Genomic DNA, 21,957 nt, shown 5'->3' with positions numbered 1-21,957 from the left:
CTTACGCTCTCGATTGATTTAATCCCTCGCAATGGCGGCTTGCTTCCTTCCGGTTCGCGGTGTGTTTGCCTGCCCCCGCAAGTACAACGCTTCCACCAGCCTTTGCCGCTCGTCCCACGTCAAGGTTTCGGCAAACTGCGCCAATGTGCCGTCCACCAAGGCCCTGAGCGCCGCGTCGGCCTCACGCGCCTTGGCTAATTGCGCCTCCAACACATCACGCTTCAACGTCGGCGCTTCCAATTGCTTGATCACCCCCAGCCGCGCCTCACGCCCGGCCATGATCAGCGGCTGGCTGTCGTCGCGATTGCGGCGCAGCAGTTGGCGCAGTTCCCTGCGCCGCTCCGGCGGCAACTTGACCATCGCCTGGCGCAGGCCGTGCTGGTTAACCACCACTTCGGCAGGCCGGGCGTTGGCCATCCAGTGGTAGAGACCGCCGCCCACCCCACCGATCAAAAATACGTTGAGCAGGATCGAGACAAACAACCACGGTTTCAGGGATCTGGCGGTCATTGTTCGGTTTCCTCGGCGTTGACGCTGAAGACGACTTCCGCGTCGCCTTGATCAAAGACACTGGGCAGCACGTCGGAGGACAACATCGGCAGCGGCACGCTCATGGACGCCACCAGCATCCCGGTGACGATGCCGGCAATGCCCGCACCGACAAGGCCGGCGGGCGATAACCAGTTGGCATAGCGTGACCAGAATGAGCGTGGGGCGGATTGGCGTATCTGCCGGACCAGCGCCGGGTCGGGGAACGCCAGTTGATGGCTGTCCAACTGGCTGTCGAGCCAACGTGCCTGCTGCAAGGCTACACGGGCATGGACGTTGCCGTTGTCGAGCAGCGCCTGGGCCGTTGCCCGTTCTGCCGCGGGCCAGCGACGCAGGTCCGCCCCATAGACGTCGGCCAGGTACACAAAGCGTTCGGGTGTCATGATGTTCCCCTTCCTGGGCGGGCGAGCCCGGGTGTATCGGCAAGTTGGCTGCGCAACTGGCGTCGGGCCCGCGACAGCAGGCTCTCCAGTGCCTCGACGCTGATATTCATCAGGGCCGCGGCGTCGATGTTCGACAGCTCCTGGTAGTACTGCAACACGATGGCTTCGCGCTGGCGTTCGGGCAAAGCCGCCAACGCGGCGGCCATGCGTGCACTGCGGTCCTGGGTCTCCAGTTGCTCTTCAGGCGATGGCGAGCTGTCCGCCACTTCCACCGCCGCCTCATCGCTCAGTGGGCGCTCCTTGCGTCGCCGCAAGCGGTCGTGGCACAGGTTCAGCGCGACCCGATGCAACCAGGTGTCGAAACGCGCCTCGCCACTGCGCCAGTGGGCGGCCTGGCGCCAGATGCGCAGGAAACTTTCCTGGGCCACGTCCTTGGCCTCGTCGGCGTCCCCCAGGATCCGACTGGCGAGCGCCAGCAAACGCGGGAGCTTGCGCGTCACCATTTCGTTGACGGCGGCAGGTTCGTTATTGCCGATACGCGCCAGCAGCTCAACGTCCGGATCAGTTTCGTTCAATCGGGCAGTTCTCAGGGCCAAGGGTCAGGGTTCAGCGGATCCAATGCCCTTCGCGCCAGTACCAGTTCGGGCCATGGGCTTCCCAATGGCCAGGCTCCCAGCGTGCATGACGCATCACGGGCTGCCAGTGGCCCGGCACCCAGCCGTAACCGCGCCCTTCCCAGCGCCAGTGGCCAGGGTCCCAGGCATAGCCGGGGCGCTCGGCCGGGATCATTTCCACACGTTGAGGCGGCGGCGCCTGCTGGATGATGATGTCGGTCTGGGCAAACGTCGGGGTGCTGACAAACGCGGCGAAAACCAGCGGAACAAGCACGGTTAAACGCAATGTGGCCAGGGCTCTCATGGCAACTCCTCCATGCAACCCGCGAAAGTGCAGGTTGCTGATGGGTTGAACGGCGCGTGCACAAAAATCCGTCGCCGGCTGCGCAGATTTTTTCAGCAGGGGGCGAGACCAGTATTGCTCAGGGGTTGGCGGGGCTTGATGAAATGTTTGAAAGGCGTGCGACGGATTTTCGCCGGTCGCCGCGTTGAAGGATTAACCCCGGCCAACCCAAGAGGAAACACCATGTACCGTCGACTTACCCTGCTGGTTGCCGCTGTGCTGATCGTCAGCCTCAGCGGCTGCGTGATCGTGCCGGAACACCGTCATTGCTGCTGGCGTTACTACGGCGCAGTGGACGCGCCAAGCCATGCTGTCATCGGCTAGCTGGCCACCACCATGCTCGTCACACGACCTCTCGTCTGCTGCCTCGGCAAGCGCTTGACTCCCACCGTCGATCACACGACGCTCTGGGCACTTAGCCATCATTCGAGCCGTCCACCATGAGCATTGCCCCTCCGAGCCAGCCCGACAGCGACGTATACCGCACGCTGCTGGAATCGACCAAGGCCATCCCGTGGCGTATCGACTGGCAGAGCATGACCTTCAGCTATATCGGCCCGCAGATCGAAACGCTGTTGGGCTGGACCCCGCAAAGCTGGGTCAGCGTCGACGACTGGGTCTCGCGCATGCACCCCGATGACCGCGAATACGTGGTGAATTTCTGCGTGTCGCAATCCCGTGCCGGGGTGGACCATGAAGCGGATTACCGGGCTCTGACGGTGAACGGCGACTATGTATGGATCCGCGACGTGGTGCATGTGGTGCGCAAGGACGGTGAAGTCGAGGCGCTGATTGGCTTTATGTTCGATATCAGCGAACGCAAGAAGACCGAAGAACACCTGGTGCGCCTGCAAAAACAACTCGAGGAATATTCCTACCAGGATGGCCTGACCGGCATTGCCAACCGGCGCATGTTCGACACCGTGCTCGAGCGCGAATGGACCAGCGCCCAGCGCAGCCAGTTGCCACTGTCATTGATCATCCTGGATATCGATTTTTTCAAGCAGTACAACGATCACTATGGCCACATCAAGGGCGACGAATGCCTGCGCCAGGTCGCGCATACCCTGTCACTGGCCGCCAACCGGCCGCGGGACTTCATCGCTCGCATCGGCGGTGAGGAGTTTGTGTGGTTGTTGCCGGAAACCGACGCGGCGTCGGCCAAACAGGTCGCCGTACGTTGCCTGCACCTGATCCGCCAACAACAGATCGATCATGGCTTTTCAGCGGTGTCGAACCTGCTGACCCTGAGCCTGGGCGTAGGTACGCGCATCGTCAAACCCGACAGCCCGATGCTGGGTTTTGTCGAAGATGTCGACAAGTTGCTCTACCGGGCCAAACGCAACGGGCGGATGCGTGCGGAGTTTGCAGAAGGTGAAGTTTGACGCCGGGGGTTAAATTCCAGGCAAAAAAAATCCCAAGTAGCTGATGGAAACTTGGGATTTAAAAATGCATAAACCGTGGGAGGTGAACGCCCGGCTATAGTAACCAGTGTAAAAAGCTGTAACAAGAAAATTTTATATCCTTTCGTCGGATTAAAAGCATTGTAAGTCCTTCAATAACCACATGTTTTTTAAGGTGGCGAAGCATATAAGTGCCACTTTTTGGTGCAACTACCGCCGATATTTCCACTTATAAAAAAGGGTTATTAGTTAAGGCGGCGTGGCACTCTTCGACCCGTTCTCCCCCAATTGCTTGCAGGTATCGCGAAGTTCCAGACCCGCGGAGGTGGCCACACTGGCGACCCGCTCAACCTGCCGGCAAAGTGCCAAACGCTCGGCCGCTTCTTCGCGCTGGCGATCCGCCTTGGCGTTGAGCTGCATGAAATAGCCCCCGAGCAACATCGCGACACACAGCACGCCAAGCGCAAAATAGCGCAGGCTGTTGGATAAAGGGGGGGGGGCCGGGGTCACGGGCTTACCCTGCCCGGCTCTGTTTTGACAGCAAACCTGGAGCGCCTCGGGCAGCCCCCTCCCGGGACCGGCGTCGCGGCGCGAATAAGCGTGTGCATACCTGCCTCCTCTACCAAGGGAGCAATTGTATGCAAATAGAAACATCGGTTTGTCGTGGTTTTGTAAAGCCTGCACTCGATTACTTGCGTGCCACTTTGTAACGCACGCAATCCTGATAGAAACTCTGGCGAATCGCTTCGGGCTTGAGCCGTGAACGACTGTCATAGGTCTGTTCGGTGATGCCCATGGCCATCATGCGCATCCAGGATTTACTGAACTTGATGGTCTGGATCTTCTGCCGCGCGGCGTACAGCGACACCCCCGACAGCTTGAGCTCCTGGGCCCTGGCGGCGGTGCCGGCGCCCCAACTGCACATGTACTTGTCACCCTCGCGCAGCTCCCGTGCCTGCACGGCAGCCGCGCCGCCGGCCAGGGAGCAGGCGATCAGCATGATTCCAACAGTGCGCATTTGCTTCCTCACCTAACCACCTGAAAATAAAAGCGATTCTGGCGAGAATTTTGTTACAAAGGGGCCATTAAATTGCCTTATCGTCGTGCCATCACCATTGGTAGGTCGCACTCGCCTGCACGGTGCGCTGCGAGCCGTACCAGCACCACGAGTAGGAATAGCACGACGCGACGTACTCTTTGTTCGCCAGGTTGGTGGCGTTCAGGGCCAGGCGCAGGTTGTCCTTGAGGTTGGCGATGTTCGGAATGTCGTAGTGCACCGCCGCATCGAACAGGGTGTAGCCCGGCACCTTCAGGGTGTTGGCGGTATCGCCCCAGGACGAACCGACATACCGCGCACCCGCGCCGGCACCGAAGCCCTTGAGGTTGCCATCATGGAAGGTGTAGTCAGCCCACGCCGACGCCGTGTGGCGCGGTACCGCATAGGTGGTGGTGCCCTCGGCGTTGATGGCCGGGCCTACGCCGATATCGCTGATGGGAGCGTAACGCACGGTGTTATTGGATTTGCTGATGCGGTTATCCAGGTAGGCATAGGCCGCCGTGATGTCCAGGTTGTCATTGAGGCTGGCCTTGCCTTCCAGTTCAAAACCACGGGATTGCACTTCGCCGTCCTGGCTCTGGCAGCGACCGCTGCCGCACAGATGGGTGGGGTCCGGGTCGGTGGTGAGGACGTTGGTCTGGCGCAGGTCGAAGATCGCCGCGGTGATAAAGCTGTTGCTGCCCGGCGGCTGGTACTTGATGCCGATTTCATACTGCTTGCCTTCTGTCGGTTTGAATACCGATCCGCCGTAACCGGTGCCCGACTGCGGGTTGAACGACTCCGCATAGCTGGCATAGGGCGCCAGGCCGTTATCGAAGAGATAGACCAGGCCAATACGCCCGGTAAAGGCCTTGCTGTCCAGGGAGGACTGGCTCTTGGCCCCGGTGCGCAAGGTCTTGGTGGTGCTGTCGGTGCTGGCCCAGTCATAACGACCGCCGAGCAACAGCACCCATTTGTCCCACTTCATCTGCTCTTGCAGATAGACACCGGTCTGTTCGCTGCGTGACGTACCGTCGGTGGTGTACGCCGGTACCGGCACGGCCGCGCCATACACCGGGTTGAAAATATCCAGGGTCGGCCCGGCGGTATACGTCCCTGAGCCGGACAAGGTATCGGTGCTGGTGTTCTGGTAGTCGAGCCCCATCAGCAGGGTGTGTTGCAGTGGGCCCGTGTCGAATCTGGCCTGCACCTGGTTATCGAGGGTGTAGGCATCCATGTCGACATCACTGGCAATGGTGGAACGTCGAATGGTGCGGTAATCCGCCATCAGGTAGTTGCTGTAGAGGCTGCGATACCGTCCTTCGCTGCGCAGGTAACGCGCGTTCTGGCGCACCGTCCACACATCGTTGACGTGATGCTCGAAGGCCCAGCCGATGGAGTAGTACTCGCGATCGCTTTTCTCGAAGTTCTTTTCGCCGTCGTAGAAGTCCACGTCGATGCTGCGCCCGGTCGGGCTGTGCAATACCGAGCCCCAGGCCGGCACCGAACCGTAGGACGCGCCCTTGGGGTCCTTCTGGAAATGCCCGAGCAAGGTCAGCGAGGTGTCTTCGTCCGGCCGCCAGGTGAACGCGCTGGACAACGACTGGCGACGGGTTTCGGTGTGTTCGACCTGGCCATCGGCATCGTCGAACAGCCCCGCCACGCGGTAGGAATACACGCCTTGATCGTCAATCGGCCCGCTCAAATCGAAGGTGGTGCGCTTTTTGTTAAAGGTGCCGTATTCGACGCCCACTTCATGGAAGGGCGTATCCAGCGGGCGCTTGCTGACCATATTGATCACCCCGCTCGGCGTGCCCTGCCCGTACAGCACCGACGCCGGGCCGCGCAGCACTTCGACGCGCTCCAGGTCAAAGGCATCCTTTTGCGGCAAGGCATCACGGCTCGACGGCATGCGCAGGCCGTCGAGGTAAGTGGCCGGGGCAAACCCACGAATGGTCAATTGGTCGAGACGCGACGCCGTGGCACCGCGGGTTTCCGGGATGACCGCGGCACTGTAGCGCAGGATCTGGTTGAGGCTCTCGGCGTTCTGCGCACGCATCTGGTCTTTGGTGACGATGGAAATCGACTGCGGGGTTTCGATCAGCGCGGTATCGGTCTTGGTGCCCGACAAACTGCGCGTAGCCACATAACCGGACACCGGCCCGGTAGGGCTTTCGGCCTGGTACGCGCCGCTGATGGTGGTGGCCTGCAGCTCCATGGCACCGCCGTTATCCGGGATGGCTTCCAGGCGGTAGCGGTCGGCCGAGAGCTTCAGCGCCTGCAGGCCGCTGCCGGCGAGCAACTGGGTCAGCGCCACGTCGGTGGCGTACTGCCCGCTCAAGCCGTTGCTGCGTTTGCCGCGTGCCAGGCTCGCATCAAACGCCAATACCAGGCCCGCCTGCTCGGCCAGGCTGTTGAGCGCCTGGCTCAAGTCACCGGCCGGAATCTGGAAGCCGCGTACAGCACTGCGGCTTTCTTCGGCGAAGGCGGATTGGACGTTCAGCAACGGCACGGCGGCAAAAGCCAACGCCACTGACAGGGCCAGTGGGTGCAAGGGGCGAGCAAGGCGCGACATGGGAAATCCTGGGTAATAGAGGTTCTATTAACCATGACGGCCAGGTCGGCAAATCGGGCAAGGATGAGAGCAGTTTTTATTTGAGCGGCGTAGATCGGTGTGTTGTGTTTCCCTCATTAACCCCACGCCACCACCAACAACCCCACCCCCAACGCCAGGCACAACGGCGAATAGAACCACGTATCCCACCGCGCAAACCGTGACCCGCCGACCTTCTTGAAAAACCCCACCAACTCCGAATCCCCAATCGCCCTGGCAAACATCAGCAGGGCGATCGCGCTGATTCCCCATTGCAGCGCCGCATGGGAGACCGCCGAAAAGTACAGCCCGGCCCGCAGGCACACCAGCAGCGCAATGCCGACCAAGCCCATCGCCACCAGAAAGGTACCCAGCGCCGAGGGCTTGAATGCAGGGCGAGGCCCGCTGGCGAATTCGCCGGGCAGTTGGGGGATGGCGGCGAGGCTGCCGAGTTTGCCGCCGGCAGCCCAGTACAGGTGCACCATGCTGATGCAGGTAAAAACGCCGACGATGCATCGTGCGATGACAAAGCTCATGGCGGGTTCTCCCTGAAAGGTGCGAGACAGGATAGTCGCCCTGGGATTTTTTGCAGGCATTTCGTCGGCGGCTGATGGTAAAGTGCCGCCCCATGAAACTCGCCCGCGCCGACCGCTCGCTCATTGCCTGGATGCTCTATTGCTGCGTCCTGTTCAATGTGTTCGCCTGCAGTATCGGTCACGGGCAGATGGTGGGGATGCAGCTTAATGGCATCGGCGGGCAGTTCTGCACCGTCGACCCGCGTACCCAGGCGCCCAAGCCGTCCAACTCCACCGATGAGAGCCTGCCGACGCTGTCCAAGGCGTTCGGTTGCCCGCTGTGCTCAACCGGCGGCATGGGCCCGGCGCTCAGTTCCAGCCTGAATGTGGCGGTGTTGCCACAACCCCATGCACCACCGCCGGCCGTGGTGCTGGCTGCTGACATCCCTGCCCGCTTCACCTGGCCCACGGCTAACCCGCGCGCGCCACCCGCCTTCGCCTGATCCCTTTGCTTTCCCATCTGCACTGACCGCCGGTTCCACACGGAATGACGGACGGCCGTGCGTTGTTTTCAAGCCAAGTTTTTCAGGATTCAACCATGAAACATCTACCCCTGTTGGCGGGCCTGTTCGGCTGCCTGCCTGTCTGCGCCTGGGCCCTCGAGTTGGCCCCGACCACCATTGATGGCGAATCAACTGCCGAATCCGGTCTTACCCTGGATCAATCCAGCGGCGTCGCTTCGCGGCTGGGACTGAGCGTGCGGGAAACCCCAGCGTCGGTTGCCATTGCCAACCGCAATGACATCGAACGCCATGGCGCCAAGACGTTTCGCGATGCCGCCAACACCCTGCCCGGCGTCAACGCCAGCGCGCCACCGGGTTTTGGCGGGTTTGTCTCTTACCGTGGGTTTACCAGCAGCCAGATCACCCAGATGTTCAACGGTATCAATGTCGCCACAGGCCTGGCCCGGCCAGTGGACGCCTGGATCTATGACCGGGTGGAGCTGGTCGGTGGCCCCTCCTCCTTGATCAACGGTGCCGGCTCCGTCGGCGGCTCGCTCAACTATGTGACGAAGCTGGCCACCCGTGAGGAGCAGGCCGCCGAAGGTCAGCTCACCTATGGCAGCTACGACACCACCGGCATGGCATTCGGCGTCAATCACGCGCTGACCGAGCCCGGCGCCGACGTGCAGCATTACGCGCGCCTGGATGTGAGCCGCAACACCAACCACAGCTACATCGACCGCGACCAGCGTGAGGCCTGGAGCCTGGCGTTTTCCCTGCTCAGCGACCTCACCCCCGACCTGTCCCATACCCTGGCCCTGGAATACCAGGATGAACAGGAAGACAGCCCTTACTGGGGCACGCCGGTGCTCAATCCCAAGGCCGGCGAGCTGAAGATCGACAAGCACAACCGTTTCAATAACTACAACGTCGCCGACGGCCGTTACGAGCAGCGCACGATCTGGGCGCGCTCGATCATCGACTACCGGATCAACGACAGCACGACGCTGAAAAATACGCTCTACCACCTCGATAGCCAGCGTGATTACCGCAACCTCGAAACCTACCAATACAACGCCGACAACAGTGCGGTAAACCGCTCGACCGCCTACCAGGTGCGCCACCAGGGCGAACAGCACGGCAACCAGTTCGAACTGCGCCATGACGACCGTCTGTTCGGCCTGTCGACCACCTGGTCCGGTGGTTTTGAGTACAAGGTCAACAGCACCACCAACACGCCGCTGAATGTGCCGGGTAACAGCACCGTGGACCCGAACGGCTTCAACCCCGGGCACTTCTACGACATCCCGCGTACTCGGGAGAACTTTGGCAAGGACAAGACCAGTGAGGTCACCACCAAGGCGTTGTTCGTGGAAAACCGCCTGGGCCTTACCGAAAAACTCTCGCTGCTGAGCGGCCTGCGTTACGACGCCATCGACCTGGATGTGACCAACCACCGCGCGATCACGGCCACCAACCCACGGCACTTCAAGCGCCATTGGGAACCGGTGACCGGTCGCGTCGGCCTGACTTACCAGTTCATCCCATCGGCCAATGTCTACGTGCAATACAGCACCGCCGCCGAACAACCGAGTACAACCACCCAGGTGTTCGATGTCTCGACCGGCAAACAATGGGAGGTGGGCAGCAAGTTCGACTACCTGGACGGCCGTGGCTCGGCCACCGTTGCTGTCTATAAGATCGAACGCAAGGACTTTGCCGTAACCGACCCGCAGGACCCGACCACGAGCATCCCGGTCGGCGCGCAGTCATCGAAGGGCATCGAGCTGGCCAGTTCATTGCGCATCACGCCCAGGCTGCTGGCGGAAGGCAACGTCGCCTGGGTGGATGCCGAATACGATGAGTTCAACGAGAAGATCGCCAGTGGCGCGGTGGTCTCGCGCAAGGGCAATACACCGACCAACGTGCCCAGGCGCGTCGGCAACCTGTGGTTGACCTATGACTTTGCCGAGGACTGGCAAGGCGGCGTGGATGCACGCTATGTCGCCGAGGTGTATGCGGACAATGCCAACACCCAGACGGTGCCGGCCTACACGCTGTTCGGGACGTTCCTGCGCTACCAGGTGGATTCACACACCTCGGTGACCGGCCGGGTGCGCAACCTGACCAATGAGGTGTATGCCGAGTTTGCCCATGTGTCCCCGGCGTATTACCTGGGAGCGCCACGGACATTCGAGCTGGCGGTGCAAACCAGATTCTGAAGCGACACTGCAAACAACATGTGGGAGGGGGCAAGCCCTCTCCCACATTATTTTTGATCTCCGCTCGGCAATAAGCGCCGTGCTTACTTCAAGCTGGCTTCGACCTTCTGCGCCACATCCTCGGTCAACCAGGCCTTCCACACCTCCGGATGCTCCTTGAGGAATGTCTGGGCCACCTCCCGGGGCGCGGTGTGGTTCTCGCTCATGGTCGCCAGGGCTTTATTCAGCGGCTCGATCGGAAACTCGACCTTCTCGAAAAACCCCGCAATCTGCGGATGTTCCTTCTGGAACGGCGTGGACACGCCAATACTCAGCTTGGATGCCAACGACCGAGTGGGCTTCGGATCGGGGTTATCCGCATCCGTCAGGGTCTTCCAGGCCTCGGCATCGAACGGTGGCTCTTCCAGCTGGATCAACTTGTAGCGCCCCATCAACGGCGTCGGCGACCAGTAGTAGAACAACACCGGTTTGCCGCGACGGATGGACGAGGCAATTTCGGCATCCAGTGCAGCTCCCGAACCGCTGCGGAAGTTCACGTAGCTGTCATCCAGGCCATAGGCCTTGAGCTTCTGTTTGTTGACCACTTCCGAGGTCCAGCCGATGGGGCTGTTGAGGAAGCGCCCCTTACCGGGAGACTCCGGGTCCTTGAACACGTCCTTGTAGCGCGCAAGGTCCTTCACGCTCTTGAGGTCCGGTGCCAGGGGCTTGATACCTTTGGACGGATCACCCTTGACCACGTATTCGGGCACCCACCACCCTTCGGTCGCCCCCTTGACCGTATCCCCCAGGCCCACCACTTTGCCTTCGGCCTCGGCCTTGACCCACACCGGGCTGCGGCCGGCCCACTCTTCACCGATGACCTGGATGTCGTTCTTGGCCAGGGCGGTTTCCAGGGTGATGGTGGTACCGGGCAAGGTGTCGGTGGGCAAGTCGTAGCCCTTCTCGACGATGACCCGCAGTATTTCGGTGATCAGGCTGCCGCTTTCCCAGTTCAGGTCGGCAAAGTGCACCGGCGCTGGCGCGGCCGAAACTGACAGTGAAGCCACCGATAGACCCAGGGTCGTCAGCGATGCAGCCAACAGCGTTCTCAATCCTTTCATGCCCTTGCACCTCGCGATGTCGCAGCAAACAACGAACGGCTTTGCTGTCTATGCGCGAAGCCTCTGAATAGTTAAGTCAACTCAACTGTAGTAGAGGTTCCGGGAGATAGGAGATGTTCGCAGTATTTACCGATTATTCACTGGCCTTGAACGTCACCAGCTCACCCTTGCGCCATTTGGCGGCCTTGCCGGTCACGGCCTTGAGGGTCTTGGTCAGGCCTTCCTGCAGTTGTTCATTGGCGGCAAACACCAGCATCACACTGTGGCCTTCCTTGAAGACGATGCCCTGGCCCTCGGGCGAGGACACAAAGGCATAGTCGCCCAAGCCATACACCGTCAACTTGATGTCGCGGAACTTGAGTTCGAACTTGCCACCTTCGCGACTGGGCAATACCGCAGCACGGAAGTGGTCGCCCACCTTGAGCTCCAGACGGGGTTTGTCATCCACAACCATTGCCGCTTCGGTATCGATTTCGGCGATATAGATACCTTCCGGCGTCTGCTCGGTGATGTAAACAAAACGGGATTGAAACTGCTTGACCAACTTTGCGCGCAAATCACCCAGCACGAACAACGCGTGCATATCCAGATTACTGACTGCCAAGGAAACGCCCCCACATCGAAATAAAGCACTGACCGCCAGAGCGGGCAGCACAAAGAAACGGCCATCTCGGCACGATCACACAACACATTCATTGAAAAACTGAAGAAGACCCCGTTGCTGCGCCCAAAGCCCCGGACAGGCATGCACGATGGGCCTTGTGCAGGGACATCAGGCATCGCAGGAAATCACAGGTTCAATAACCGGAGAATACCGGTCGACCCGCTTCAGAGAATAACACTATTAAAAACGCAGTTTCCGACAGCTCATATAAACAAAAACATCTCGGCGTGGAACCAGACGCCGACTGCCGACAACAATACTAAAACAGCGACACGGGTCAAAACCACCTGTAACGCTGCTGGTGGGTCAACAAGATCGATCGACAGGAGCTGACCATGCAACGACGCCAATACGACGCTACGTCTTCCCGCACTCGCTCATCATGTCAGGACGAACAGCAATACTACTGCTTACGCAGTCCCAACGGGTACCCCAATTCGGTTCTTTACCAAGTTGTACCCGCCGGAAGAAACTTCTTCCATATCCGCGAAGTCACCAGTGGCAGGATCAAAGGCTTTCGCAGCGACCACATCAAGGCCTGCGAACTGGCCAAGCGGCTGGAGGCCTCACTGCACGGCGGAATCGTTTCGTCACCCGGATGACTTTACTGCGCCGCCGCCCTTCAACAACTGCCATACTGGCCTGTCCATTGGAATTTGCCCCCGCACGGGCCAGGTTTCATCAGTGCTGTTGGTTACCTCGAAGGGAAGGCGATACGTGACGGAATTTGATATTGGCGAATTTTTCATCCATGGCGACGCAAGGGAAGTAGACGGTGAGTTTCAAGCAGTGATCGTGATGCGCGCCAAGCCGCCGTTGACCACCGTTACCACGCACCAGGTCGAAAAAGACCGTTGGTTCAAGACCCTCGATACTGCCGCCAGCGCCGGAAAAGAATCCGCCCAGGCACTCAAGGCAGCAGTGGATTCAGGGGCACTGACCTCCTGACAATCCGATCGAACTCTACCGCGCCACAAGCCTCCCATGCATAACGATCCCGAAACCCGCACGGAGACTGACATGGACGCGCCAATACCGACACTCGAAACCTTATTTGAACAACTGGGCCTGGACTCAACCCCCGAAGCTATCGACGCCTTCATTGTCGCGCACCCGCTGAGTGACGACGTCAAGTTGATCGACGCGCCGTTCTGGACGCCGCAACAGGCACAGTTCCTCAAGGAAGAACTGCGTGAAGACGCCGATTGGGCCATGGCGGTGGATGAGCTGAACCAGCGCCTGCATCAACCGCAGTAATCCACACAATGCCGGCTGCCTGGGCGCAATAGCGCTTGCCAGGCAGCTGGTATTTCCCCGCCTCACAGACAACAACACGCCCTAGCCCGCAGCCTTCGCTCCCTCCGGCTTATACCCCAGGCGCAGGCCACCCCAATGCCGCCCCCGGACCATGATCGGCACCGACAAATCGTGCATCAACTCGCCGGTATCGCGGGTGTAGGTCTGCAATAACACCGCTTGCTGGTGGCTGCCGCAGCGGATGCCAGTGCGGTCTTCGAACTTGCGCTTGGTGCGGTTCTGCACCGCATCGACCTGGGCATCGCCGGTCAGCGCCTGGGAAAACGCCTTGTTGTGCGTCGGCACATAGCCCTGGGGCGTGCAGGCAATGGCAAATACCAAGCCTTCATGGCGTGGCAGCAGTGCTTCCTGGATGGCCGGCAGCACCTGGTCGGTGTAGCCATCGAACCGGCTGTGGTACTTGCTCGGGCTGGTGTTGGGGATCAAGGTGTAGCTGCGGTCGAACAAGTCATCCAGGCTGATGCGGTTCTGCTGTACATCGGCTTCGAATTGCGCGGCAATCCGGCTCGCGCCTTCGCGCGCCAGGTCGTAGATGCGCTGGTGATAGTCATCCAGCCCGACTTCCGCCAGGCGCTCGCTGATCGTTTCGGCCTGCCCTTCCATCTGCACAGCGGCATCGGCCAACTGGCGGGTCTGCTGGTCGCTCACGATAAGATCGCTGCGCATTTGCTCCACGGCATGGAACAGGCTGTCGAGTTGGGCGCGGTTGTTGTCGGTGCCCTGGGCGATTTCATTGACCTGGCCTTCCACACCCGCCGCCAGGCCGGCAATGTTCTCCAGGTGCTCGCCGGCGTGCTCCACCTGCTCGACACCGGTGTGCAAGTCTGCCGAGAGCTGGCGAATCTGCTCAACCACCTGGGCAGTGCGTTGCTGGATATCCGCCACCATCACCCCGACTTCATCGGTGGCCGTGGCCGTGCGGCCCGCCAGCCCACGCACTTCATCCGCCACCACGGCGAACCCGCGACCGTGCTCACCGGCCCGCGCCGCTTCAATCGCGGCGTTGAGCGCCAACAGGTTGGTCTGGCTGGCGATGGACTGAATCACCAGGGTCACCCGCTGGATTTCTTCACTGCGTTGGCTCAGGGCTTCAATCAACTCCCGACTGGCGTTGGCGCGCTGGCTGAGCTGATGCATACGAATGATCGACTGGGCCAGCACTTCACGGCCTTCAGTGCTGCGCTGATGGGCCTGGCTGGCCGCCTGCAGGGCCTCGCGACTGAGTTGGGAGGTGACCTTTTCAGTGCTGATCATCACTTCGGCACTGCTGACGATCTGCTTGGCCGCGCCCAATTGCGATTGCACTCGAGCCGCCAGTTGCTTGACCGAATAGGCGACGCCGGCAGCGGACAGTGCGTTGTGGCTGGTGGTATAGGACAGATCGCGGGTCAGCTCGCCAATGGCATCGGCAGTGGCGGGCGGTGCCGGGCGGGAGGTGCGGTTCATAAGGCCTGGCAGCCAGATCACCAGCAAGGCAATGGGCAGGCAGAGGTAGATCGGCAGACTGGCAAACGTCAGGCCCAGCAGTACCAGCACCAGGGCGGCGCTCTGCAGGAGCGGCATCAACCAGCCGGGCACCCCGCGCACCACCGGTTGCGGTGGCACTGCTGTGCCCATCAGAGCTCCGTCTCCAGCCATTGTCGTTACCCCACTGTTTGTCATTTTTGTCCCTGCATTAAACGCCACTATCCAGCCATTATCCATGGGCCTTTAGTGGGGTAGCCTGCAGCAGATCAATAGACGGGGCGTAACGGGTCTTTCTCCGGGGAACCGCCCAGGCGATCCCCCAGCTTCAGCGCATCAGGCTTGGCGCTGGTGCTTGTCGATCTGCTCGTGGCGCTCTTGCGCTTCGATGCAGTACTTGGTGGTCGGGCTGATCAGCAGGCGCTTGAGGCCGATAGGCTCGCCGCTGTCATCGCACCAGCCGAAGGAATCTTCCTTGATGCGTTCCAGTGCACGCTCGAGCTGCGGCAGCATGCGCTGGTCGCGGTCGATGGCGTTGACCAGCCAGGTGCGCTCTTCTTCAACGGACGCGGCGTCGGCCGGGTCGGCCGGGGTGTCCAGGCTTTCAATGGCGATGCGGTTCTGCTCAATGCGCTCGTGGTGTTCCACCTTCATGTCCTGCAGCAACTTCTCGAAAAAAGCGTGCTGTTCGGCATTCATGTAGTCATCCGCCGGCATGGCCAGCAACTTTTCCTTTGTCATTGATTTCTCTATAAAAAATACGTGCATTAAGGCGAATAAGGGAGCGTTCCGGTCGACCTCTGCAGGTCTCGGAAAGGCGCCATCCATTCCAAGCGCCACCCGGCACTCAATTTACGAGGGGCGGCAGTCTAAGGCCGACTTGAGGGCACAGCAACTGAAATGACAGGCATTTTTTCCGATATAACCCCCAAAGGCACCAGGACGGGCTTGGCGAATGGTCATCGGAGTGCGTTTATAGCAGGAAAGTTCGTACAGCAGCTATAAGCCGCAAGCTGCAAGCGACAAGCTGTAGAGCTCATCGGACTTGCAGCTTGCAGCTTGAAGCTCAGCGCTTGAGCTTGCGCTTGTTGCGGTACTGGTCGATCACCACCGCCACCACAATGATCAGGCCCTTGATGATGTCCTGGATATACGCATCCACCCCGACAAAGGTAAACCCGCTGGCCATCACCCCGAGGATCAGCGCGCCGATCACGGTACCGGTGATACGCCCTACCCCGCCCGCCAGGCTGGTGCCGCCGATCACCGCGGCGGCAATCGCATCCAGCTCATAGGACATGCCCATGCCCGCCTGGCCGGTGGCGGCGCGTGCCGAGGCCACCACACCCGCCAGGCCTGCCAGGAGGCCGGCAATGCTGTAGACGATGATCAGGTGCCGCTTGACGTTAATCCCCGACGTCCGCGCCGCCTGCATATTGCCGCCAATGGCGTAGGTGTACTTGCCGTACTTGGTGTAGCGCAGGGCGATATGGAAAATCACCGCCACCACCAGGAAGATGATCACCGGCATCGCGCCATGGCCGATGGCCGTGTACGAATCCGAGAGCATGCTCACCGGCTGGCCTTCGGTGTAGTAGCGCGCCAGGCCACGGGCCGAGACCATCATGCCCAGGGTCGCGATAAACGGCGGAATACCCGTGACGGCGATGATGCTGCCGTTGATCGCCCCCGCCAGCAGTCCCACACCCAACCCCATCGCCACCGGAATCCACACCGGCAAGTCCGTCAGCGAAGGGAACACCGCCCGGGAAAAGTCGGAAGTTTGCGCCAAACTGGCGGCAATCATCGCCGACAGCGCCAGCACCGAGCCCGACGACAGGTCGATCCCCGTGGTGATGATCACCTGGGTCACCCCGATCGCCAGCAGGCCGATGATGGACACTTGCAGGATCATCAGCACCAGGCGCTGGGAGTTCATCAGGAAGCTCTGGTCCCGCACGATCCAGCCAAACAGCTCAAACACCAGGCCGATGCCGATCAGCACCAGGAAGATGCTCAGCTCGGTGGGCAAGCGCCGACGGTGCTTGACCGGGGCCGTGGCAGGCTTGTTGTCCGTTATTGCGTTCATAGCCAATCACCTTCTTATTCTATGGCACGGGCCAACCGCAGGCCCGCGCGGCTGTTCGTCAGTGGACCGCGGTCATACCGGAGGCCAGCTGCATGACTTTTTCCTGGGTCGCATCGGCGCGGTCCAGGGTGCCCATCAGTTCGCCTTCGTGCATCACCATCACCCGGTCGCTCATGCCCAGCACTTCAGGCAGCTCGGAGGAAATCATGATCACCGCCATGCCTTCGCTGGCGAGGAAGGCGATCAAGCGATAGATCTCGGCCTTGGCCCCCACGTCGATGCCCCGGGTCGGTTCATCGAGGATCAGCAAGCGTGGGTTGGTCATCAACCAGCGCGCCAGCAAGGCTTTCTGCTGGTTGCCGCCGGACAGGGTGTCGATGCACTGCTCCAGGGACGGCGTCTTCACCCGCAGTTTCTTGCACATGTCCTCGCACAGGGCGCGCAGGGCTTTCTGCTGGATAAAACCGTTGCCCGAATAGTGCGGCAGCACGGCCATTTCCATGTTTTCCAGCACCGACAGGCAGGGGAACAGGCCACTGAGCTTGCGGTCCTCGGTCAACAGCGCAAAGCCTTTTTCGATGGCCATGTGCGGGTCGCTGATGCGCACCGCCTCGCCATCCAGGGTGATCTGCCCACCGCTGCTGGGGGTGATGCCGAAAATGGTTTCCGCCACATTGGTGCGCCCCGAGCCCATCAGCCCGGCGATGCCGAGGATCTCACCGGCATGCAGGTCGAACGACACGCCCTGGAACACCCCGTCCAGGCGCAGGTCGCGCACCGACAGCAGCAGTTCGCCGATGGGCGTCTCGCGCACCGGGAACAACTGGCTCAGCTCGCGACCCACCATCATCGAGATCAGGCTGTCGCTGTTCATGCTGTCGGCGCGTTGCAGGCCGATGTACTGGCCGTCGCGGAACACCGCCACTTCATCGGCAATGGCGAACACTTCGTTCATTTTGTGCGTGATGTAGACGATGCCTTTGCCCTGGGCCTTGAGGTCGGCAATGATCGAAAACAGGTGGGCCACTTCCTTCTCGGTAATGGCCGATGTCGGTTCATCCATGATCAGGATGTCGGAGTCATAGGACACAGCCTTGGCAATCTCGACCATCTGCCGCTCGGCGATGCTCAGGTTGCCCACGTGTTCCTCGGGGTCCAGGTTGATGCGCAGGCGCGCCAGCAACTCGGCGGTGCAGCGGTGCATTTCGCGGTGGTTGACCATGTGCAGGCTGTTGAGCTGCTCGCGGCCGATCCAGATATTCTCGGCGATGCTCATGTGCGGCATCAGGTTGAGCTCCTGGTGGATCATCGCGATCCCGGCTTTCTGCGCCGCCAGCGGTGTGTCAAACACGATGGGCTTGCCGCGCAGGCGGATTTCACCGGCGTCGGGCTGGTAGATGCCGGCGATGATTTTCATCAAGGTCGACTTGCCCGCACCGTTCTCGCCCATCAGCGCCAGCACCGTACCGGGGCGAACACGCAGTTGTACGTCGGCCAGGGCCACGACGCCGGGAAAGCCTTTGCTGATGTTGACGATTTCCAACAGGTAGGGTTCGTCCAGCGGCAACGGCTGGATCCCGGGAGGCTGCGAGACAGTGGCTTGAGCGAGCATAAGACGGTACTCCATCAGCAGGGCGGGCACGACCGCCCTGCCGGTTCATTGTTGTTATGTCAGGGCTACTTGAACGTGGCGACGTTTTCCGGGGTGATCAGCTGGAACGGGATGATCACGTTCTGCTCGACCGGTTCCTTCCTGGCCATTTTGCGCGCCGCTTCCACCGAACCCACTGCCTGGCCCTTGGCGTCCTGGAACGCGGAGGCGGCCATGTCACCCTTGGTGATCGCATTCAAGCCATCCGGCGTACCGTCGACCCCCGCGATCAGCACACTGCCCTTTTCCTTGCCGGCCGATTTCAGCGCCATGGACGCGCCGATGGCCATCTCATCGTTGTTGGCCAGCACCGCGTTGAACTCGCGGCCTTGGGTCAGCCAATCGTTGACCAGGGTCATGCCCTTGTCCCGCAGCCAGATGCCGGTCTGTTCCTGTTCGATCTTGATGTCCGGGTACTTGGCCAACACTTCCTTCACGCCCTTGGTGCGGTTGGTGGTGGAATTGTTCGCCAGGTCGCCCAGCAGGATCACGATCTTGCCCTTGCCGCCGAGCTTCTCAGCGATGTATTGCATTTGCAGCTTGCCGGCCTCGACGTCATCGGAGGTCACGGCCACCACGTCCTTGGGCAAGTCCTTCTGGTCGGGACGGCGGTTGACGAACACCAGCGGGATGCCGGCCTTGGTCGCGGCATTGATGATGTTCTTGGTAGAGGCCGTGTCGACCGGGTTGACGATAATGGCGTCGACTTTCTGGCTGATGAAGTTCTCCACCTGGCTCAGCTGCTTGACCACATCGGCGCGGGCGTCTTCGAACTGCAGCTGCACGCCGTCACCCTTGGGATAGGACTTGGCCTGCTTGTCCATGTCTTCGCGCAGGTAAGTGAGGAAGGTGTCATCGAAGGCGGACATGCTCACGCCGACCTTGATGTCGGCGGCACTGGCAACACCGCTGGCCAGCAGCATGGATAAAGCCAGCGCGGTAAAACGGATCGGGGTCTTCATGAACGGTCTGTCTCCACTTTCTTGTTGGTTTTTTGGACGTTGCGTTTATCAGAGCTCGGCAGGCACGCGTACGACCGGTGCGCCTGGAATGCAGCAGACCAGCGCGCCCTGGTTTTCGACGCACAGCACATTAAGGAAGGAGAAGTAGAACGGCCGGGCGCGGGGCAGGCCGCGGGGCGTATGGGCAGGGCGTAAAACTCGCAGTACAGCGTTGAAGATTTTCATCTGACGGTACCTGGTTGTTTTTGATCTTGTTTTTGTTGAGTCGTGCGAATCGAGTTCGAACGTACTTTATGCAACCTGGAAAAGACTTTATTGGAAAATAATTTCCATATCAACCTGTTTTAGAATTTTATTCTATTTTTGTTGAAACCACCTGCTGGCGCTCGGCGCTGAGGCGTGCGGCGTCCAATATACGCGTGGTTTCCAGCGCGTCATAAGCGTCCACGGGCAACGGGCCATTCCCTTGCACCGCCGCTTGCAACTGGCGATAGAACTGGGTCCAGCAGCCCTTCTCCGACGGCACTCGCTCACGTTCCGGCCCCTGTTCGAACCAGCCCCAGCGGCGATGTTCTTCTGCGCCCCAGTGCTCGCCCTCGGTTTTCGGCGACTTGCCGGCCATCAGCGCCTCTTCCTGGCCATCCAGCCCGTCCACGGTGTAGCAACCCGAGGTGCCACTGACGCGAAAACGCGGGGCCTGGCTGTTCTGCAGGGCGTTGCCCCACAAATGGGAAACCACCCCGTTGGCGTGGGTCAGGGAGACGAAGAAACCGTGGTCGACAGTGGGGTATTCAGGGGTGAACTGTAACTGCGCAAAGACCCGCTCCACCGGACCGAACAGTTGCAGCGCCTGGTCCACCAGATGGCTGCCCAGGTCGCGCAGCCAGCCGCCGCCGCTGGCATTGCCCACGGCCTGCGGGGTGTAGCGCTCGACGCGGGATTCAAAGCGGGTGATCTCGCCCAGGGCACCGGCGTCGATCAATTTGCGCAGGGTCAGGTAGTCCGAGTCCCAGCGCCGGTTCTGGTAGACGCTGAGCAACACCTCATGGCGCTCGGCGGCCGTGATCAGTGCCTGGGCCTGCTCGGCGTTGGCGGCAAAGGGTTTGTCGCTGACCACCGCCACGCCGTGCTCGATGGCTTCCAGCACCAACGCCGGACGGCCCTTGAGGGTGGTGGAAATCACCAGGGCATCGACACCGGCTTCGACGATCTGGCCGATGCTGTCAAAGGCTTTCACACCTGGAAGATCGGTACTTAATTGCTGGCGGCGCTCGGGTGAGCGCGTCACCACGCCGACAAACGTCGCCCCCGGCAAAGTTGCAATCAGCGGCGCATGAAAAAAGCGCCCTCCGTGGCCGTAGCCGACTAGTCCGATTCGCATGATCAACTCCTGAATTGAATTGGAAACCAATCAACTGTGGGAGGGGGCTTGCCCCCGATAGCGGTGGGTCAGATAACAACTGGTTGACTGACACACTGCCATCGGGGGCAAGCCCCCTCCCACATTTTTAACAGAGTTCCTTCAGTGATTTAGCCGTAGAAGTTCGGACGATCCGGCAGGCTGACCTTGACGATCTGCTCACTGCCCTGGGCCTCGATACACGCATCCGCCGCCACCGCCGCCGCAAAGCCATCCCACGCCGAGGGCCCGCCGACCTGACCGGCGCGTACGCTGTCAATAAAGGCCTGCAACTCCACGTCATACGCACCTATAAACCGGTCCTTCCAATCCATCAGGATCGCATTCGACAGCTTGGCCCCACTGCGCAGCTGCACCTGGGATGGCTCCGGCAGTTTGGCGATGCCGGTCTCCCCCACCACTTCGCACTGGATGTCGTAGCCGTACTGGCAGTTCACAAACACTTCCACGTCGATACGGGTGCCCTTGGCGGTTTCCAGCAGCACGATCTGCGGGTCGCGCAGATGGGCCAGGGCCTTGCTGGTCTTGCGCGGGAACACCACCTGCACCGACACGTAGTCGTCGTTGAGCAGCCAGCGCAGGACATCCAGCTCGTGAATCAGGGTGTCGGTAATCGCCATGTCGGTCTTGTAGTTCTCGCCCACTGTCGGGTTGCGGTGCGCGCAGTGCAGCATCAACGGCTCGCCGATCTGGCCGCTGTCGATCACCGCCTTGAGGGCGCGATAACCTTCGTCATAGGGACGCATAAAGCCCACTTGCACCAGGCGCTTGCCGTAGGCCACTTCGGCGTCGACGATCTTGCGGCAGCCTTCGGCCGTCACCGCCAGGGGCTTCTCACAGAACACCGGTTTGCCGGCGGCGATGGCGGCGAGCACGAACTCCTCGTGGCTCGGGCCCCAGGACGTGACCAGAATCGCCTCGACCTGCGGCGAGTTGATCAGCCCATGGCCATCCGCGTACACCTCGGCGTCCAGCTTCAACTCCGCGACCACCTTGGCGGCCTGCTCAAGGTTGATGTCGGTCACCGCCACCACCTGGCTGTTGAGCAGGGTCTGGCTGCAACGACGAATATGATCGCGGCCGATGGCGCCGGTACCGATTACACCAAGCTTCAAAGACATACAAACGC

General features: G+C 60.9%; 25 protein-coding genes. 7 read left to right on the top strand and 18 right to left on the bottom strand.

The features are described 5' to 3' along the window. Positions 1-18: 18 nt before the first annotated feature. From J3D60_RS02850 to J3D60_RS02835, 4 genes are read right to left on the bottom strand one after another with little or no spacing between them, the layout of a single operon-like run. Positions 19-510 carry a periplasmic heavy metal sensor gene (locus J3D60_RS02850; RefSeq protein WP_141157510.1) on the bottom strand — a complete coding sequence of 164 codons (492 nt, stop codon included), beginning with the start codon at positions 508-510 and terminating at the stop codon, positions 19-21. Further along, positions 507-932, bottom strand: a complete 426-nt coding sequence (locus J3D60_RS02845; RefSeq protein ID WP_065941190.1) for a hypothetical protein — start codon at positions 930-932, stop codon at positions 507-509. The genes J3D60_RS02850 and J3D60_RS02845 overlap by 4 nt, the downstream gene beginning before the upstream one ends. After that, a complete protein-coding gene (locus J3D60_RS02840) occupies positions 929-1,507 on the bottom strand; it encodes an RNA polymerase sigma factor (protein WP_065941189.1) in 579 nt (192 codons plus the stop codon). The genes J3D60_RS02845 and J3D60_RS02840 overlap by 4 nt, the downstream gene beginning before the upstream one ends. A gap of 31 nt (positions 1,508-1,538) precedes the next feature. Next, positions 1,539-1,850, bottom strand: coding sequence for a YXWGXW repeat-containing protein (locus J3D60_RS02835; RefSeq protein ID WP_253489530.1), 312 nt, complete (start codon positions 1,848-1,850; stop codon positions 1,539-1,541). Between the two features lie 222 nt (positions 1,851-2,072). On the opposite strand from J3D60_RS02835, the gene J3D60_RS02830 reads away from it, so the two are divergent. Both J3D60_RS02830 and J3D60_RS02825 read left to right on the top strand, forming a co-directional pair. Next, positions 2,073-2,213, top strand: coding sequence for a hypothetical protein (locus J3D60_RS02830; RefSeq protein ID WP_166655323.1), 141 nt, complete (start codon positions 2,073-2,075; stop codon positions 2,211-2,213). 116 nt (positions 2,214-2,329) lie between these two features. Next, the gene (locus J3D60_RS02825) at positions 2,330-3,274 is read left to right on the top strand and encodes a GGDEF domain-containing protein (protein ID WP_253489527.1); all 945 of its coding nucleotides are present in this window, start codon (positions 2,330-2,332) and stop codon (positions 3,272-3,274) included. Positions 3,275-3,541: 267 nt separating this feature from the next. On the opposite strand, the gene J3D60_RS02820 is transcribed toward J3D60_RS02825, so the two are convergent. From J3D60_RS02820 to J3D60_RS02805, 4 genes are all read right to left on the bottom strand, one after another. Continuing rightward, positions 3,542-3,802 carry a hypothetical protein gene (locus J3D60_RS02820; RefSeq protein WP_253489524.1) on the bottom strand — a complete coding sequence of 87 codons (261 nt, stop codon included), beginning with the start codon at positions 3,800-3,802 and terminating at the stop codon, positions 3,542-3,544. A gap of 178 nt (positions 3,803-3,980) precedes the next feature. After that, positions 3,981-4,310, bottom strand: coding sequence for a hypothetical protein (locus tag J3D60_RS02815; RefSeq protein WP_065941186.1), 330 nt, complete (start codon positions 4,308-4,310; stop codon positions 3,981-3,983). A gap of 91 nt (positions 4,311-4,401) precedes the next feature. Then, positions 4,402-6,903 (bottom strand): TonB-dependent siderophore receptor, encoded by a 2,502-nt coding sequence (locus J3D60_RS02810; RefSeq protein WP_253489521.1) that lies wholly within the window; start codon positions 6,901-6,903, stop codon positions 4,402-4,404. A gap of 116 nt (positions 6,904-7,019) precedes the next feature. Beyond that, positions 7,020-7,457, bottom strand: coding sequence for a DUF3995 domain-containing protein (locus J3D60_RS02805; RefSeq protein WP_253489518.1), 438 nt, complete (start codon positions 7,455-7,457; stop codon positions 7,020-7,022). Between the two features lie 92 nt (positions 7,458-7,549). Between J3D60_RS02805 and J3D60_RS02800 the strand changes: the two genes are divergently transcribed. Beyond that, complete coding sequence (locus J3D60_RS02800; protein WP_065941183.1) at positions 7,550-7,939, top strand: DUF2946 domain-containing protein; 390 nt, start codon at positions 7,550-7,552, stop codon at positions 7,937-7,939. Between the two features lie 95 nt (positions 7,940-8,034). After that, positions 8,035-10,161 carry a TonB-dependent siderophore receptor gene (locus J3D60_RS02795; RefSeq protein ID WP_253489515.1) on the top strand — a complete coding sequence of 709 codons (2,127 nt, stop codon included), beginning with the start codon at positions 8,035-8,037 and terminating at the stop codon, positions 10,159-10,161. Positions 10,162-10,244: 83 nt separating this feature from the next. On the opposite strand, the gene J3D60_RS02790 is transcribed toward J3D60_RS02795, so the two are convergent. Beyond that, complete coding sequence (locus J3D60_RS02790; RefSeq protein WP_065941181.1) at positions 10,245-11,261, bottom strand: ABC transporter substrate-binding protein; 1,017 nt, start codon at positions 11,259-11,261, stop codon at positions 10,245-10,247. Between the two features lie 133 nt (positions 11,262-11,394). Continuing rightward, positions 11,395-11,844, bottom strand: a complete 450-nt coding sequence (locus J3D60_RS02785; RefSeq protein ID WP_065941180.1) for a hypothetical protein — start codon at positions 11,842-11,844, stop codon at positions 11,395-11,397. Positions 11,845-12,260: 416 nt separating this feature from the next. On the opposite strand from J3D60_RS02785, the gene J3D60_RS02780 reads away from it, so the two are divergent. From J3D60_RS02780 to J3D60_RS02770, 3 genes are all read left to right on the top strand, one after another. Further along, on the top strand, positions 12,261-12,527 hold the full coding sequence (locus tag J3D60_RS02780) for a hypothetical protein (protein ID WP_083236488.1): 267 nt from the start codon (positions 12,261-12,263) through the stop codon (positions 12,525-12,527). 115 nt (positions 12,528-12,642) lie between these two features. Next, on the top strand, positions 12,643-12,873 hold the full coding sequence (locus J3D60_RS02775; RefSeq protein ID WP_065927941.1) for a hypothetical protein: 231 nt from the start codon (positions 12,643-12,645) through the stop codon (positions 12,871-12,873). Between the two features lie 72 nt (positions 12,874-12,945). Beyond that, a complete protein-coding gene (locus tag J3D60_RS02770; RefSeq protein WP_027606523.1) occupies positions 12,946-13,182 on the top strand; it encodes a DUF2789 domain-containing protein in 237 nt (78 codons plus the stop codon). Between the two features lie 81 nt (positions 13,183-13,263). On the opposite strand, the gene J3D60_RS02765 is transcribed toward J3D60_RS02770, so the two are convergent. The 8 genes from J3D60_RS02765 to J3D60_RS02730 all read right to left on the bottom strand — a co-directional run bounded on the left by J3D60_RS02765 (position 13,264) and on the right by J3D60_RS02730 (position 21,949). Further along, positions 13,264-14,859, bottom strand: a complete 1,596-nt coding sequence (locus J3D60_RS02765; protein WP_253489513.1) for a methyl-accepting chemotaxis protein — start codon at positions 14,857-14,859, stop codon at positions 13,264-13,266. Positions 14,860-15,042: 183 nt separating this feature from the next. After that, positions 15,043-15,447, bottom strand: a complete 405-nt coding sequence (locus J3D60_RS02760) for a TraR/DksA C4-type zinc finger protein (RefSeq protein ID WP_003191666.1) — start codon at positions 15,445-15,447, stop codon at positions 15,043-15,045. 325 nt (positions 15,448-15,772) lie between these two features. Further along, a complete protein-coding gene (locus J3D60_RS02755; RefSeq protein ID WP_024076018.1) occupies positions 15,773-16,795 on the bottom strand; it encodes an ABC transporter permease in 1,023 nt (340 codons plus the stop codon). A gap of 58 nt (positions 16,796-16,853) precedes the next feature. Further along, entirely contained in the window at positions 16,854-18,407 is a 1,554-nt protein-coding gene (locus tag J3D60_RS02750; RefSeq protein ID WP_065941178.1) for a sugar ABC transporter ATP-binding protein, read from the bottom strand. 65 nt (positions 18,408-18,472) lie between these two features. Beyond that, entirely contained in the window at positions 18,473-19,408 is a 936-nt protein-coding gene (locus tag J3D60_RS02745) for a sugar ABC transporter substrate-binding protein (RefSeq protein WP_027606526.1), read from the bottom strand. Positions 19,409-19,456: 48 nt separating this feature from the next. Next, complete coding sequence (locus J3D60_RS02740; RefSeq protein ID WP_162844258.1) at positions 19,457-19,633, bottom strand: hypothetical protein; 177 nt, start codon at positions 19,631-19,633, stop codon at positions 19,457-19,459. Between the two features lie 127 nt (positions 19,634-19,760). Next, positions 19,761-20,789, bottom strand: a complete 1,029-nt coding sequence (locus J3D60_RS02735; RefSeq protein ID WP_253489511.1) for a Gfo/Idh/MocA family oxidoreductase — start codon at positions 20,787-20,789, stop codon at positions 19,761-19,763. 149 nt (positions 20,790-20,938) lie between these two features. Then, on the bottom strand, positions 20,939-21,949 hold the full coding sequence (locus J3D60_RS02730; RefSeq protein ID WP_253489509.1) for a Gfo/Idh/MocA family protein: 1,011 nt from the start codon (positions 21,947-21,949) through the stop codon (positions 20,939-20,941). Positions 21,950-21,957: the final 8 nt, after the last annotated feature.

Source organism: Pseudomonas sp. S3E17 (genome assembly GCF_024168685.1).
Taxonomy (GTDB): domain Bacteria; phylum Pseudomonadota; class Gammaproteobacteria; order Pseudomonadales; family Pseudomonadaceae; genus Aquipseudomonas; species Aquipseudomonas marginalis.
The sequence above is the reverse complement of the archived record's forward strand: the minus strand, read 5'-3'. Positions and strand labels throughout refer to the sequence as shown.

What these genes read in the sequence shown, in the direction of transcription:
- J3D60_RS02850 (WP_141157510.1), bottom strand. Translation starts at nt 510, where the DNA reads ATGACCGCCAGATCCCTGAAACCGTGGTTGTTTGTCTCGATCCTGCTC.
- J3D60_RS02845 (WP_065941190.1), bottom strand. Translation starts at nt 932, where the DNA reads ATGACACCCGAACGCTTTGTGTACCTGGCCGACGTCTATGGGGCGGAC.
- J3D60_RS02835 (WP_253489530.1), bottom strand. Translation starts at nt 1,850, where the DNA reads ATGAGAGCCCTGGCCACATTGCGTTTAACCGTGCTTGTTCCGCTGGTT.
- J3D60_RS02830 (WP_166655323.1), top strand. Translation starts at nt 2,073, where the DNA reads ATGTACCGTCGACTTACCCTGCTGGTTGCCGCTGTGCTGATCGTCAGC.
- J3D60_RS02825 (WP_253489527.1), top strand. Translation starts at nt 2,330, where the DNA reads ATGAGCATTGCCCCTCCGAGCCAGCCCGACAGCGACGTATACCGCACG.
- J3D60_RS02815 (WP_065941186.1), bottom strand. Translation starts at nt 4,310, where the DNA reads ATGCGCACTGTTGGAATCATGCTGATCGCCTGCTCCCTGGCCGGCGGC.
- J3D60_RS02810 (WP_253489521.1), bottom strand. Translation starts at nt 6,903, where the DNA reads ATGTCGCGCCTTGCTCGCCCCTTGCACCCACTGGCCCTGTCAGTGGCG.
- J3D60_RS02805 (WP_253489518.1), bottom strand. Translation starts at nt 7,457, where the DNA reads ATGAGCTTTGTCATCGCACGATGCATCGTCGGCGTTTTTACCTGCATC.
- J3D60_RS02800 (WP_065941183.1), top strand. Translation starts at nt 7,550, where the DNA reads ATGAAACTCGCCCGCGCCGACCGCTCGCTCATTGCCTGGATGCTCTAT.
- J3D60_RS02795 (WP_253489515.1), top strand. Translation starts at nt 8,035, where the DNA reads ATGAAACATCTACCCCTGTTGGCGGGCCTGTTCGGCTGCCTGCCTGTC.
- J3D60_RS02790 (WP_065941181.1), bottom strand. Translation starts at nt 11,261, where the DNA reads ATGAAAGGATTGAGAACGCTGTTGGCTGCATCGCTGACGACCCTGGGT.
- J3D60_RS02785 (WP_065941180.1), bottom strand. Translation starts at nt 11,844, where the DNA reads ATGCACGCGTTGTTCGTGCTGGGTGATTTGCGCGCAAAGTTGGTCAAG.
- J3D60_RS02780 (WP_083236488.1), top strand. Translation starts at nt 12,261, where the DNA reads ATGCAACGACGCCAATACGACGCTACGTCTTCCCGCACTCGCTCATCA.
- J3D60_RS02770 (WP_027606523.1), top strand. Translation starts at nt 12,946, where the DNA reads ATGGACGCGCCAATACCGACACTCGAAACCTTATTTGAACAACTGGGC.
- J3D60_RS02765 (WP_253489513.1), bottom strand. Translation starts at nt 14,859, where the DNA reads ATGGGCACAGCAGTGCCACCGCAACCGGTGGTGCGCGGGGTGCCCGGC.
- J3D60_RS02760 (WP_003191666.1), bottom strand. Translation starts at nt 15,447, where the DNA reads ATGACAAAGGAAAAGTTGCTGGCCATGCCGGCGGATGACTACATGAAT.
- J3D60_RS02755 (WP_024076018.1), bottom strand. Translation starts at nt 16,795, where the DNA reads ATGAACGCAATAACGGACAACAAGCCTGCCACGGCCCCGGTCAAGCAC.
- J3D60_RS02750 (WP_065941178.1), bottom strand. Translation starts at nt 18,407, where the DNA reads ATGCTCGCTCAAGCCACTGTCTCGCAGCCTCCCGGGATCCAGCCGTTG.
- J3D60_RS02745 (WP_027606526.1), bottom strand. Translation starts at nt 19,408, where the DNA reads ATGAAGACCCCGATCCGTTTTACCGCGCTGGCTTTATCCATGCTGCTG.
- J3D60_RS02740 (WP_162844258.1), bottom strand. Translation starts at nt 19,633, where the DNA reads ATGAAAATCTTCAACGCTGTACTGCGAGTTTTACGCCCTGCCCATACG.
- J3D60_RS02735 (WP_253489511.1), bottom strand. Translation starts at nt 20,789, where the DNA reads ATGCGAATCGGACTAGTCGGCTACGGCCACGGAGGGCGCTTTTTTCAT.
- J3D60_RS02730 (WP_253489509.1), bottom strand. Translation starts at nt 21,949, where the DNA reads ATGTCTTTGAAGCTTGGTGTAATCGGTACCGGCGCCATCGGCCGCGAT.